The sequence below is a fragment of the Coprococcus eutactus genome (assembly GCF_025149915.1).
Classification (GTDB): domain Bacteria; phylum Bacillota; class Clostridia; order Lachnospirales; family Lachnospiraceae; genus Coprococcus; species Coprococcus eutactus.
In genome coordinates this window covers 1671850-1685915 of the sequence record NZ_CP102278.1, presented here as the reverse complement: position 1 = coordinate 1685915, position 14066 = coordinate 1671850, and the positions used below count along the sequence as shown (strand labels likewise).

Sequence of the window (14066 nt, the reverse complement as noted above, 5' to 3'; positions counted from 1 at the left end):
TTACGCCAAAGCTAATGTATAACTACAATTCGGCTCGACCTCGGAATAGATTCAAAACTGCCTTTAAGTTTGGTTTTTGCATGTTGCATTACCTCCTTTCAGTAGTTTCTCTCATTGTACTATAGTTTAAGTATAGTATCAATAAAATGGTATTGCACATCAGGCTCTAGCAGGGTAACTCCTGCTAGAGTTTTTAACTGTATTATGTTATTATGCTGTCAGGTGTATATCAAGCACTTAACGTACCGCGTAGCACTTACGATAAACTAAATGGTATTATAAATGATTGCGAGGTTTGATTGAGGTGGAATTTATGAGTTTATTTGGTGGAACTGCTGATCTTGAAAGCCATGAGTATGTTGTATGTTTTCAGGATGAAGAAATTTTTTCCATAGATCGGAACGAGGGAATTGTTCATATTTTTAATAAAAATAAACTACCGTTTGATATCTATTTAGAAGAATCTAATGATTTTAGCGATCGTATCAATAATATACAGAATTTTAATTCATGGTGTTCTGAACGTATGCTAAGTTTAGACAGAAAGTATGCTAAGGAGATATGTAATTGTCTTGGTATACCGCAGCCATTTTCTGATAAAGAACGCGCAACGATAGTTATAGCATTACGTGGCTTATCTATAAATGATTGTTTTTGGATTAAGAAATCTGGCGAGAACATATCTTGGTCTCAAGTTAATTTATTTGATAACAGTTTGAAGAATCATGTTCTGGAAGTTGCATTATTTGGAATATCACCTACTATCACAAACCAGAGCCTCGTGTCTCCTGATATTTCTACAGCCGGAGCAGCACCTAAGGCATGGAGAAGAACAGATTCTGGTTTTGAACTACTGAAGGGCAATGTGAACGGTTCAGTAAGGAGAGAAGTAGAAGCTTCACAAATGTTGCAGGCTATAGGTATAGATGTTGTTAACTACCATAGTAGTAAATTTAAATCGAGACTTGTTTCAGTATGTGATTGTTATACATCTAAAGATGTTTGTTTTGCAAGGGCTAAGTATGTTGATATATGGTGTATGAATCATGATATCGATTTTGCAGATATAATCTATAAGTATAAATTACGTTTTGACATGATGAATCTAGCGGATTATCTTGTAGGAAATTCTGATGAGCATTCTGAAAATTGGGGAATTATTTATGACAATGAATTTAATATTACAAATATATCCCCAATCATGGATTTTGATCATGCTTTCGAAGCTGGTCCCCAGTTTATCTGTCAGCCTGCTCAATATCTTGGAATGCAAATTTCGTTACAGGATTATGCTTTGTCTGTTATTGATAATTATGCAGATATTATCAATTTCGATGTTGACCTGAGCAAATATAAGTATGGGGATTTTGTAAAATCCAATTTATTGTTTTTGAAGGAACATGTTCAATAAAACGTGGTAGATTCTATGTATAGAATCCAAATAAATTGACTCTAGCAGGGTAACACTTGCTAGAGTTTTTTACTGATATTTAAAATCTAAAAGAAAGGTGTTATAGTATTTACGAGGTGATTACTATAACAAAGGTGTTTTATTGGTATGGCGAAGAAAAATGGTATAGAGAAGATAGCAACTTTAGATTTTCTAAGTATTATCGATTTTTATTAGCTTTACATAAAAGTTACAACGGACTCAGCGGAGTAAAATTCTCTGGTCTTTTATAAATTGCTAAGGAAGGTATTTATGGAGGAATTAAATTTATTTAACGGCACTGATGTGTCATCAGCAGAAAAGAAAAGTAACTTAATTCATTACGAGGGTGAATTAGGCTGCTTTGATTATGATTCAGAAGACTATGAGTTAATAACTGATGATAACGGTGATTATCTGCATTACAGGGGAAGATCAACGGTTTTAAATTTACCTAAGGGAATAACAAATACAAGAAAAATGTTTCAATGGTGTACTTTCACAGAAGACTTTACTCTAGGCGACAACTTTGATACTAGTAATGTTACTGATATGGATTATATGTTTGGGTATTGTACTATGCCAGAGGGTTTTACTTTGAGCAATAAATTTGACACCAGCAAGGTTACTGATATGCATAGTATGTTTGCAGGGTGTACTATGCCGGAAGGCTTTACCTTGGGTACTAAGTTTGATACTAGTAGTGTCACTGATATGGACGGTATGTTTTGGGATTGTAAATTACCGGAAGGCTTTACCCTGGGCGATAAGTTTGATACTAGTAACGTTACTGGTATGTATTGTATGTTTAACAAATGTAGGTTACCGGAAGGCTTTACCCTGGGCGATAAATTTGATACTAGCAATGTTACAGATATGGGCTGTATGTTTAATGGGTGTAAGTTACCAGATGGCTTTACTCTTGGTGATAAATTTGATACTAGTAGTGTTACTGATATGGGCTGTATATTTAATGGGTGTAAGTTACCAGATGGCTTTACTCTGGGCAATAAATTTGATACTAGTAAGGTTACTGATATGAAACGTATGTTTTTCTATTGTGCTCTACCGGAAGGCTTTACATTAGGTAATAGGTTTGATACTAGTAGTGTTATTGATATGAGCAATATGTTTTCTGATTGCACCTTACCAGAGACTTTCACTCTAGGCAATAAATTTGATACCAGTAGTGTTATTGATATGAGCGGTATGTTTTCTGATTGCACCTTACCAGAAGGCTTTACTCTAGGTAATAAGTTTGACACTAGTAGTGTTACTGATATGAGCAATATGTTTTCTGATTGCACCTTACCAGAAGGCTTTACTCTAGGTAATAAGTTTGACACTAGTAAGGTTACTGATATGAAACGTATGTTTAGTAGTTGCGGGTTACCGAAAGGCTTTACCCTCGGTCATAAGTTTGACACTAGTAAGGTTACTGATATGAGGTGTATGTTTAGTTGCTGTACTTTACCAGAAGGTCTTATCTTAGATAATAGGTTTGATACTAGTAGTACTGCAGACGTAATTGATGTGCTTACGACCGAGTTTGTAGATTTTTATAAAGCAACAGGACGGTACTACGATGAGTACCTGGAGAAGGCAGTTAGGTATTATAAGAGCAGTCCGGCAGTGAACCTGACTAGAGATTGCGATTTGTAATGGGAGGTGCTAAGAGATTTATCTGCCTGTAAGCCAGTAGGTTTCATGCATACTTTTGATACAGTTGACTAAACGAAGGTGCAGTGTAGTGCTTGATAAATATCGTTGTTGGATTACATAAGTAATAATAGTGAGCGTATTCAGAGTAATTTGTGGAGAAATCTTTTTGATGACTATACAAGATATAAAATCATAACTAAGATACCCGAATTTATGGTGAATGATCTGAAGAGTATGGATGATAATGAATATTTGATTTTCAAAGGTTTAGTCAATGAACTTACTCTGTCCACAAAAGCCGCCTGCTCTTCTATAAAGCGGTTATATGCTGAGAAAATTATAACAGTTAATTCAAAAGATCAGGATGGTGCACTAGTAGGAAATGTTTTGCTAAGGAGCGTTAGCAGCTTGAAGAAATCATACTTAGAGCCTGGGTACGATGTATTTACAGTTTCTACAAGAATTACGAATACAAAAGATCCACACTGGTATTGTGAACAGAATAGATCTGTTGCTCTTTTATACGATTTTGATTGGAGATCATTGATCGTTATGGGAATCAATGATCTAGGCACTGATAATAGGCATAAAGTAGATTGGGAATATACAGTTGGTTTGAATGAAGTTGAGAGTAAACTTTTTATGAAATATCAGTTAGATAGCCGTGTTGGTATACAATATGGTGGTGTTGGTGCTTACCCAGCTATTCTGATAGAACTTTTGTCAGATGCCAATGAGCTTATTTTTACAATGAAAAATCAACCAGTGGGTATTGTAGTTTCCGAGGATTATGATTCAGAAGATAAAGATTACGCAGGCGTTAAAACATACAGTGATTACGCAGAAATACCAATTTACCATGTCTCAGGTGATAAATTTGCCAAGATAGTTTAACAGGCTCTGGTAGGGTAATTCCTACTAGAGCTTTTCACCCAGTAGTTCTGGGTTTCCCTTAAAACAAGACAGGTAGGAGTCGGTTAAGTCCGACTCCTATTTTTGCGTTTGAAAGCAATGTCTTTTCAAACACAATGTCGAGCTGAAAACAAGAAAATAACGAGGAAAGGAGCAGGAAGAAGAATGAATGTTGCAGAAAGGAGCAACAAGAAAGTAACTACAAGGAAAAGTTTTAAGGGAGGTAAATCATGTTTAAGGACAAAGTTAAAGTAACAGTAGTAGCTTTAGTCATGGTACTTCTTATGGTTCTTAGTATCACAACAGATCTTTTTGTAGGTCTTGCGGATGTATTTAGAGCCAAGGCAGAGGAGGCAACGCCAACTGACGCTACGCCAGTAACAAGAGATGTTACTGTCTACAAAGAGTTGAATGACTCTGATAAAGACAGGAACTTAGCAGGTGCAGTAATTAAAGTATTTAAGGATTCTGCGTGCACCGAGAGTATCACTGAGTTCGTACTCTCCTATGATGGAAAGTCATACGGTGGTGACGATAGAGTTGTGTACAAGAATCTTGAGGAGAGAGTTAATGCCAATGCATCAAAGGCAATAGCAAAACTTCAGGAAGATACTTATTACTACCAGCTTGACGAGAAGTTATTCAGATCGAATGACGATTACAGTAAGACAGGTTACGATTACAATAATACAGTGGGTTCATTTTCTATTGTTGCAGGAGATGGAGTCCAGGAAATAAAGCTCGACAATAATATGTTTAGACCAACAGAAAAGGTCGCAACGCCAACAGATGCTAGTAGCGAGGTTAGTACTGAGGTTAGTACTGAGGCTACTACAGAGTCAGACACACAGGTCGCAACTACATCAGATGCAAGTTCTGAGGAAACAAAGGCTACTACACAGGTAGCGACACCAACAGATTCTATTCCAGAGGTGAAGCCAATAGCCACTTTAGCATCAGTGTTTAGGATGGCTAAGGCTGCAAAAGCCGCTACAACTACAGCAGTTAGTAGAGGAACAGGTTATGGTTACAATGGAGGAACTATTTCTTATATCTTCTATATTAACAAGGGCTTAACTTATAACAACACTGGTTACGCTTTTTGTATGGAAGAAGGTAAGACCGGTCCAACTTCAGGAACAGGCACAGTTTCGAGTATAGGTAAGGGTAATATTACAAAGGCTTTATACTATTCATTTGCTGGACCAGGTGCAGGAAGTTATGATGGAGCACCTAGTTCAGGTGGCTTAAATGGTGACAATGTTATGACACTTAGCTGTATTCTTGATTATTACTACACAGGGTATTGGGATTCTGGTGATTTTGGAACAGCTTATGATAATGCAATTTCGTATGAAAAATGGCTGAAAGGTAAGGACATGCCTAATACATTAGCAGACACAGCCTTTAGCATTGCAGGAAAATCTGATGATTTTACAGCATCAAGAGCAGCATATAATATTACAGATAAAACCCAGACAACTAATGAATGGGCAGTTGTCTCTAAGAAGAGTGTCACAGTAACTATTCCAACAGGTGTTACAATGCATAAAACAGATTCCAAAGGAAAGAAGTCAACTCATGGGGCAGGTACTGCGACAGTTTCTAACGGTGACAAGATTTACTTTAGTGCCTCGATAGCTAAAGGTGGAACATCTGACATTAAATTCACCAGTGTGAAAGGTTACAGTGCATACAAAGCTGATTTTGGCGCAGAGTTACAGGTACTTGGATTTTTAGGAGAGCCAACTGATAAAGAATTCACTGCAAAACTTCAGTGGAACAGTCCTAATTTTTCTTTGAGGAAAACAGACAGCAAGACAAGACAGCCTGTTGAAGGCGCTGAGTATTTAGTATACTGTGCACAGGATAATGAGAAAGTCAATGTTGTAAGGTTTAAGACTAATAGCAATGGTGTTGGAGAAATAACAAGCGTTAACCCAACACAGGCTTCTGGTGAAGTTGGTAAAACAGTGGTAAAGCTTAAAGCTGGAGTTAGATATTATATTGTTGAGACAAAAGCACCAGAACATTACAAGCTAAACAAGAACAAGCAGATAGCAATTGGTGGTGAAAAGTATCCGTACGAGGCTCACATTGGAGTAAACGCAACGGACGGTCATGTGGATTATACATCAATCACAGGTGCAACATTTAGCACAACAGCAACCGGAGTAACTTATCATACAGTAGATAAGGTTGCACACGATCCTATCAATATTGTTATTGACAAGGTAGATTCTGTTCGTGAGGATGGTACACAGGTTGGTAAAACATCACTTGCCGGTGCTATTTTCAAGATGGAGTACTATCAGGGAAAGACTACTGCGTCAGGAACACCAACTAATACTTGGTATTTAAAGACAGTTAAAGTTGGTAATCAGTATAAGGCTTCGTTCAGTAAAACATGTCTTGTAACAGGAAATAAGGATTATCCGAGTGATGCAGCACCTGATACTTTGCAGGGTGATACTTATGAGCTCGAAGATGGTGCAATGAGAATCACAGAGGTAAAAGCTCCAAGTGGTTATAAGGTAGTTGATGGTAAGAATAAGGGTGCTTTTGTTATCAAAGGTAAGGTTATTAATCAGGCAAGTGTAACTGTTCGTGTAACAGGCGGCAGAACAATCTATGCCGGTGCAGAAATTACAGCAGATGCCTTCAAGCAGTACGAGCAGAAAGAGCGCTACGACTTCAAACTCAAGAAGGTTGACTCATACGGTAATCCAATGGCAGGAGTAGCATTCCTTGTAACTGCAAGCAATGGCGATCAGCATGTTGTAGTTACAGACAAGAACGGTGAGTTCGATTCAAGCAAGCTGGATTACACAAATGTAAACGGCAACGATGCAACTTTAGCTAAGGCTATGGCTGATACAACGCTGTACCCAACATACAAAGAAACAAATGTGTTCTTTACAACACCGGGATCCGGCAAGACAGCAGCTGCAGAGATCAAGGAAGAGACCGTTGACGGTAAAGCGCCAAGACCATTGTACAAGGATACTTACACAATCAGAGAGATACATCGTCAGTATGTAACAATTGATGGTAAGAAGTACAAGCTGACACAGGTATACGACCTTGGACCAGCACAGAAAATTACAGTTTCAGATAGTGCTAAGAACGGAGCCGTAATAGACTTCGGTACTTACACAAACACAGCAATACCAAAGATGACTTCAAGTGCCATTTCAACAGACACAAATACAAAGATGTCCGTTGCAGGCAAGAATTCCTCATTTAAGGATAGTGTCAAGGCAACCAATCTGAAAGCATCAACCAAGTACACGCTTATGTCAGTGGCAGTAGACGCTAATACTGGCAAGGCATACAAGGATGCTGATGGCAAGTATGTTGCAAAGAATGTTGAATTCACAACAGGTGCAGTTAAGAAGGGTACGGTTTTCCCAGAGACAACAGCAAGCGTCACATTCACAGGCGTAAACACAAGCAATGTCAAGTCAAGGAAATTAGTATTCTATGAGTATCTTGTTGAAGGTTCTGTAACAAAGACAGTATCTTTGGATTCAGCCGGAAAGCCAGTAGAGCCAGCAAATTGTGTGGCTAAGGATGCATCAGTAAGCAATAAAGCTCAGACAGTCAATGTTATCAGTCTGGAGACTAAGGTTTTAGTTGATAGCACTAAGACTAATGTAGCGCCGGCAGATGAGAAAGTAGATGTTACAGATACAGTTACATTGCACAATCTGGTAGCGGGAACTAAGTTTACTTTAGTAGGTAAGGTTTCTGATGGTGAGAATATCAAGGTTGAGAACGAAGTTGAATTTACTGCTAAGGGTGATGATGAGACTGTAAGCGTTCCGCTTAAGGGTCTTAATCTCACTGAGTATGCTGGTAAATCATTATACGTAATTTGTGAGTTAAAGTACGATGGCGAGGTTATAGCTACTCACAACGAAGATGGTACTGATCCTGATGAGAAATTCTATGTACCAGCTGTTGAGACAAACGCTATAGATGCAACCACAAATACACAGTATTCAATACTGGACAAAACACAGATAATCGATTCTGTTAAGTATTCAAATCTCCCAACAGAGTACGAGTACGAGCTGGAGACAACATTTGTTGACAGCGCAACAGGAGAAGAGATAAAGAAGACTGAGATCGAGAAAGATCCATACTGGAATATGCTCAAGGATCTCGGTTATGTTACTGATGAAACAAGTAGTGACAGCACAGGTGATAGCGTAGCTGAAGACACAGGAAAGATTGTTTCAGAGGTAGGAAAAGCATTTAAGAGAACTCAGGTTCTCAAACCAGAAAAGATGGATGATACAGTTAATGTTACTTTTGATATTGATCCGAGGTCATTTAATCTTGAAGGTAAAACCATTACAATTCGGCAGGTAATTAAACTTAATGGAGTTGCAGTAGCAAAGCATACTGATAAGGATGCAGAGTCACAGCAGATTTCATTTCCAACAGGATCCACTTTAGCAGTTGATAATACATCACACAATCATACAATTGCACCAACAAAGGATGCAGATGTTGTTGATACGATTTTCTGCAAGAATCTTGCAACAGGAATTTCAGTAGACTTTTACGGTATTGCAATCGATAAGGATACAAACAAGCCAGTTGAGTTGAATGGCAAGCCAGTAGTAGTAAAGCAGAGTGAGACTATAAGCAAAGCTGATCAGGAAGTACAGTTACATTACGTAGTTGATGGAACAAAGTTGAAAGGCAAGAGACTTACATCATTCGTATTTGCAGTCTACAATGGCAAGATAGTGTTTAAGCACACAGATCCAAATAGTGCTGAGCAGTCATTCTCGTTTAGTTCACTTAGAACTAAGTTCTTAGATGACAAGAATGGAACACATGCTACTATGCTTACAGAGGACGTCCATCAGACGGATACAGTTACGCTTGATGGTCTTACAAAAGGTGAGAGATTTACTCTGAAGGGTGTAGTATATAATAAGAGTACAAGAAAACCAATGCTTGTTGATGGTAAGCAGGTGACTAATTCAATTGATTTTACTGCTAAGGGAAATAGTGAAGAGGTAGCCCTTAAGTATCAGTATAATGGTTTGAAGTCAGATGCATATCATAAGGATAAGAATGATGATCTTGTAAGTTTTGTATACTTATACAAGGATGGAATTCTTATTGACAAGGAGGAAGATTTCGACAGCTTTGATCAGACAATAAAACTTCCTTCATGTGGTACTTCAGCAAGTGATGGTATAACAAAGCTGCATGTAGGTTATGCAAGTAAGACTGCAATCTTTAGGGATTCAGTTGATTACTATAATCTTATTGTAGGTGATTGGTACAGCACAACACTTACTCTTCATTTAAATAAGGATGGTAAGGATGCCGGACCGTTAAAGGATGCCAATGGTAATCTTATTACTGCAACAGTTAAGTTCCAGGCAAAGACAACTGATGGTTCAGTTAAGGTAGAGGTTAAGTATGACGCATCACTTTTAGCAGGTGAAACTATAACGGCATTTGAAACAATTCGTACAAAAGGGTATGAAGTGTGTGGTCATACCGAAATTACTGATGAGGGCCAGCAGATTCACTATCCTGAGTTAAAGACCTCTGCAAAGAACAGCAAGGATAACTCACAGCACGTTAAGGAGGGTGAAGTTGCTAAGATAGTTGATACAGTCAACTATAGCAAGCTTGATTCTTCTGTAGCATACAAGGTAGTTACTGAGGCTTGGGACTACAATACACAGCAGATCGTTGTCAGTGATGGTAAGAAGGTACGTAAGGTTACTGAATTACATGTTGATAGCAAGAAACCGGAGAATGGTTCATTCGATGTAAGTATGTCATTTAAGACAGACGGACTCGGAAAGCACAGAATAGTTATCTTCGAGTATGTATATGACAACAAGGGCAATCTTATTAGTAAGGAGGCTGATTTTGACGCTGAGTCACAGACTATTTATATTGATAAGACACCAAATAAGACAGGTGATAGAACTGTAATGTTCTTATCTATTTTAGCTGGTATGCTCGGACTCGGAGTGGTTACATTGTTTGTAACTAGAAGAAAGAAGAAATAAGTAATCGTTGAGGTTACTCGGTCAATTAGGTGAGGGTGGTACAAAAGCCACCCTTGCTTTTTAATAGAGTTTAGAGTAAGGTTGTAATGGGTGGTGCTAGTATGACTGCAAGATGTATTGCTATAGGTAATCAGGATTTTAGATATATTAGAGAAAATAATTTATTTTATGTGGATAAGACTGGTTTAATTAGTGATTGGTGGCATGCTTCTGATGAAGTGACCCTTATAACTAGACCGAGAAGATTTGGTTAAAACATTAAACATGAGTATGCTTGATCATTTCTTCTCTTTACGGTACAATATGTCAGACTTTGAATATAGTGACAAATATAATGTCAGTATAACTAATTACGAGACAAAAATCTGTTTTGATAATTTGGTTAAAAGCTGGTTTATATCTTGTAGCTCACCGCTTGAGGATTTTATAAAAGCTTTACAGAGGGTAGATGTTCAAACTATGGACTTGTGTTTGAACAAAATCACCCAACAAATATTTAGCTATTAATGTGTCAATTTTGTCAGTCTTCGTTTTGCGAATGTTGTTCTTACGCATAGTAGAAGTCTTGATGGGGTTCAACACACACACTTTGTAATTCTTAGCAACAAGATATCGAACAAGGTTGTCGCCGTAGTGTGCCGTCGATTCAAGACCAATGGTGAGGCTGTCCTTGTCTAGAGGATCTAGCTCGGAAATCAGCAGTTGGAAGCCATCATTGTCATTTGTAAATTTGAACGGCTTGATTAGTTCTTAACCATCAGAAGATATGGTTGAGGCAAAGTGATTGAGTTTGGCAATGTCAATGCCTACGTAAATCACGAGGTTGTACCTCCCTTTCCAAAGTCTGATACCGTGATATCCACCAGCGATTATCATCGTAGACTTGATGGAAATAAGTACTCGGATTACTCCGGTAACATCCAGCTATAAACAATTCAGATAAAGGTAGCGGCAATACACTTCTTAGAGTAGTCAAAGCTACAGGGCAAAATCAAAAGGCTACAGTATTTGAATGTATTGAACCATGATATTAAAAGAAAGGAAACATGTGATAATTAACTTCCTAATTATCATACAAGATATATATGAGAGTAGGAATGGGATATGATGTTCACAGACTCGTGGAAGGTCGTAAGCTTATACTTGGAGGAGTAGATATACCATATGAAAAGGGATTGCTTGGACACAGTGATGCTGATGTTTTGCTGCATGCGATAATGGATGCGCTGTTAGGTGCAGCTGCGTTGGGGGATATCGGGAGGCATTTCCCGGATACAGATGAGAGGTTCAAAGATGCCGACAGCATGAAACTTCTGTCGGAGGTGAAGAGACTGCTTGAGCAGAAACTGTATGTGATAGAGAATATAGATGCAACAGTCATAGCACAGCGTCCGAAGCTTGCGCCGTATATAGAACAGATGCGTGAGAATATAGCAAACTGTCTGTGCATAGAAAAAGATATGGTGAATATAAAAGCTACTACAGAGGAAAAGCTTGGCTTTACAGGGGAAGGTCTTGGTATCAGTTCACAGGCTATATGTCTGATTGAATCGGCATACAACTATACAACAGATGTGGCGGATATTGGCAGATCTGGTGGATGCGGTGGCTGTCAGGGCTGCCCTGCAGGTGACAGACAATATGAGTGTGAATAATTCATTAAATTTATCTGGATAACCCACAAAAAGCGGATATATGTGATAGAATAGCAATAGTTATGTATTATTAAGAACTAAGGAGAACAGGTTTTATGTTAAATGATGGATATGCAGAGCATATAGTGAAAGGAAAGACTCCGACGGGAGTTATGGCAGGAATGGTATTGGGCGCAATACTTATAGTAGCAGGTGTCATAGCATTTTTTATACCGATGCTTACATCAATAGGTCTGTTGGTTGTGATAATCGGAGGCGTTTTATTTGGAGTGTTCATTTCTAGAAAGGAAACGGAATACGAGTATATTATGGTCAACGAGGATGTTGACATCGCCAGGATAATCGCAAAGAAGAGTCGTAAGAAGATGTGTAGCTTCAGTAACAATGATGTGAAGTTCATAGCGAAGAGTGATTCAATATATCTCGACAATGAGCTTCAGCAGGATTCCTCAATAAAAACAAAGGATTACACCTCAAAGGATCCTAAATATGCTGATGGTGTTTATGTGTTTGTACTTAACAAGAATGGCAAGACTGAATTTGTTAAGCTTGAACTTTCAGACAAGACCATAGATCATGTCAATAATTTCTTTAAGGGAAAGTATAAAGAACAATAAAAGAAATAATAAAAGAAACAGTAAAAGAAGTTGAAAGTTGATAAATAATATGCCCTTTCATGGCAGATACTACCGATATCGGAGGTATTGTTGTGAAGGGGCTTTTAGTAAAATGGTTCGCTATATTTATGACAGGTGGTCTGATATATTATTTTTTGGAGATAGCAGTCAGGCATTATTCGCATTACTCCATGATCCTGTGCGGGGGTATGGCTACACTGCTGTGTGGTGGACTTAACCAGACATTCAAAAGAATGAGCGTTCTGCTCCAGATGGTGATCTCGGCAGTTATAGTTTCTGAACTAGAATTTATAACAGGATATATATTCAATATAGGACTGAACTGCGGAATATGGGATTACTCAGATGTTTCGTTAAATTTGATGGGGCAGATATGCATTCCATACTCGTTGCTTTGGATGTTGATTGCGCCGGCTATGATATATGTAGATGACAACATAAGGTGTAATTTGTTTGGTGAGGAGAGACCAGTGTACAGGTTTTGGTAAAAAAATATGGGGAGTCGTCGATTATCTCATGGGGATGGAGAGAATGACGATTTCCCATATTTGTATATTGTGATATTATGTTGTTGTAAGTTGTTGCAATATCAGTAACAAAAAATGTAGTGTGTGTGAAAAATGTTATTCCTGAAGATAAGTAACTTTCAAACCTTTATACAGTTTGGTATAAAGATTACGCTCATCTGTATATAGCATAACACCGCGGGAATCACGAACTATGTATGCATATTTGTTCTTCTGGACATTCATATAAAGAACTTCGTCAACATTAAGTTCTTTGGCTTTAACCTTGGCAGCACTGACACTTAGCGGTTCTAGTTTGTACTTTTTGATTGCCTGCTGAATTGTCATAATCTACACCTCCATTAATAATTGATTATAACGTGCTTTAGTAACTATCTACAGTATATTGTAAAGAAATAACAAAGTCAACTAGCAAAAATGCACAAACGTGTATAAAATCGTCGGAGATTGCAAAAAACAGTGTATATAATAGACAAAAAAAGGAGAAAATAATGATACAAAATGCAAATTATTATCAAAGGATGGAAGCCCAACTGGCAAGAATAGATAGTGAAAATATACAACATGGCAAAAAAAGAATGTTGCTGCATTGCTGCTGTGCACCATGTTCAAGCCACTGCCTTTCTGTACTTGCAGAGCATTTTGATATAACGGCGTACTTCTATAATCCGAATATAACTGACTGCAATGAATACATAAAGAGATTTGAAGAGCTCGACAGATTTATTCATGAAGTGTATGTTCGGGGAGTGGAGGTAGAACTTGCCGAACATGAACCGGAGGTGTTTCTGGAAATGGCAAGGGGCAGGGAGAATCTGCCAGAGAGAGGTGCAAGGTGTTATGACTGCTATAAGCTCAGACTTGACAAGAGCGCATCATATGCAAAGGACCACGGATATGACATATTTACAACCACGTTGTCTATAAGTCCGCACAAAAATGCGAATTGGCTGAACGAGATAGGCGAAGAGATGAGCAGAAAATATGATATAGAATATCTGTTCAGCGACTTCAAGAAGAAAGATGGCTACAGGCATTCCATTCAGCTTTCTAAGGAATATGGTCTTTACAGGCAGAACTTCTGTGGATGCGAATTTAGCAGGAGAGCGGCTGAGAGCAGGGGGCAAATTGAATAAAAAATAATGCATAAAAAAACAGTTTTTTGTCGCTAACACAAAAATAAAAAATAT

The 14066-nt window shown here is 38.0% G+C and carries 10 protein-coding genes and 1 pseudogene; 9 read left to right on the top strand and 2 right to left on the bottom strand.

Annotation, left to right across the window (positions count from 1 at the left end; all coding sequences use genetic code 11):
* Positions 1-313: 313 nt before the first annotated feature.
* The 5 genes and pseudogenes from NQ536_RS07215 to NQ536_RS07195 all read left to right on the top strand — a co-directional run.
* Positions 314-1411, top strand: a complete 1098-nt coding sequence (locus NQ536_RS07215) for a hypothetical protein (protein WP_004852975.1) — start codon at positions 314-316, stop codon at positions 1409-1411.
* A 291-nt stretch (positions 1412-1702) separates the two neighbouring features.
* Positions 1703-3091 (top strand): BspA family leucine-rich repeat surface protein, encoded by a 1389-nt coding sequence (locus NQ536_RS07210; protein WP_004852973.1) that lies wholly within the window; start codon positions 1703-1705, stop codon positions 3089-3091.
* Positions 3092-3199: 108 nt separating this feature from the next.
* Entirely contained in the window at positions 3200-3985 is a 786-nt protein-coding gene (locus tag NQ536_RS07205; RefSeq protein WP_004852970.1) for a hypothetical protein, read from the top strand.
* Between the two features lie 248 nt (positions 3986-4233).
* A complete protein-coding gene (locus NQ536_RS07200) occupies positions 4234-10056 on the top strand; it encodes a VaFE repeat-containing surface-anchored protein (RefSeq protein WP_004852969.1) in 5823 nt (1940 codons plus the stop codon).
* 101 nt (positions 10057-10157) lie between these two features.
* A pseudogene (locus NQ536_RS07195) lies at positions 10158-10356 on the top strand (AAA family ATPase); the annotation flags it as partial.
* A gap of 135 nt (positions 10357-10491) precedes the next feature.
* Here NQ536_RS07195 and NQ536_RS13930 read toward each other — a convergent pair.
* Positions 10492-10752 carry an IS110 family transposase gene (locus NQ536_RS13930; RefSeq protein WP_233419712.1) on the bottom strand — a complete coding sequence of 87 codons (261 nt, stop codon included), beginning with the start codon at positions 10750-10752 and terminating at the stop codon, positions 10492-10494.
* A gap of 389 nt (positions 10753-11141) precedes the next feature.
* On the opposite strand from NQ536_RS13930, the gene ispF reads away from it, so the two are divergent.
* From ispF to NQ536_RS07175, 3 genes are all read left to right on the top strand, one after another.
* Positions 11142-11711, top strand: a complete 570-nt coding sequence (gene ispF / locus NQ536_RS07185; RefSeq protein WP_004852965.1) for a 2-C-methyl-D-erythritol 2,4-cyclodiphosphate synthase — start codon at positions 11142-11144, stop codon at positions 11709-11711.
* Between the two features lie 95 nt (positions 11712-11806).
* Positions 11807-12328: a DUF6106 family protein gene (locus tag NQ536_RS07180; protein ID WP_004852964.1), complete on the top strand. Its 522-nt coding sequence runs from the start codon at positions 11807-11809 to the stop codon at positions 12326-12328.
* A gap of 59 nt (positions 12329-12387) precedes the next feature.
* Positions 12388-12837 carry a putative ABC transporter permease gene (locus tag NQ536_RS07175; RefSeq protein WP_004852963.1) on the top strand — a complete coding sequence of 150 codons (450 nt, stop codon included), beginning with the start codon at positions 12388-12390 and terminating at the stop codon, positions 12835-12837.
* 135 nt (positions 12838-12972) lie between these two features.
* Here the strand turns inward: NQ536_RS07175 and NQ536_RS07170 are convergent, their stop codons facing one another.
* The gene (locus NQ536_RS07170) at positions 12973-13203 is read right to left on the bottom strand and encodes a hypothetical protein (protein WP_004852962.1); all 231 of its coding nucleotides are present in this window, start codon (positions 13201-13203) and stop codon (positions 12973-12975) included.
* Between the two features lie 164 nt (positions 13204-13367).
* Here NQ536_RS07170 and NQ536_RS07165 point away from each other — a divergent pair, with 164 nt between their 5' ends.
* Complete coding sequence (locus NQ536_RS07165; protein WP_004852961.1) at positions 13368-14012, top strand: epoxyqueuosine reductase QueH; 645 nt, start codon at positions 13368-13370, stop codon at positions 14010-14012.
* The last annotated feature ends 54 nt before the right edge of the window (positions 14013-14066 follow it).

Excerpts from the sequence above, each read along its gene's own strand:
- NQ536_RS07215 (WP_004852975.1), top strand. The coding sequence starts at position 314 with ATGAGTTTATTTGGTGGAACTGCTGATCTTGAAAGCCATGAGTATGTT.
- NQ536_RS07210 (WP_004852973.1), top strand. The coding sequence starts at position 1,703 with ATGGAGGAATTAAATTTATTTAACGGCACTGATGTGTCATCAGCAGAA.
- NQ536_RS07200 (WP_004852969.1), top strand. The coding sequence starts at position 4,234 with ATGTTTAAGGACAAAGTTAAAGTAACAGTAGTAGCTTTAGTCATGGTA.
- ispF (WP_004852965.1), top strand. The coding sequence starts at position 11,142 with ATGAGAGTAGGAATGGGATATGATGTTCACAGACTCGTGGAAGGTCGT.
- NQ536_RS07180 (WP_004852964.1), top strand. The coding sequence starts at position 11,807 with ATGTTAAATGATGGATATGCAGAGCATATAGTGAAAGGAAAGACTCCG.
- NQ536_RS07175 (WP_004852963.1), top strand. The coding sequence starts at position 12,388 with ATGGCAGATACTACCGATATCGGAGGTATTGTTGTGAAGGGGCTTTTA.
- NQ536_RS07170 (WP_004852962.1), bottom strand. The coding sequence starts at position 13,203 with ATGACAATTCAGCAGGCAATCAAAAAGTACAAACTAGAACCGCTAAGT.
- NQ536_RS07165 (WP_004852961.1), top strand. The coding sequence starts at position 13,368 with ATGATACAAAATGCAAATTATTATCAAAGGATGGAAGCCCAACTGGCA.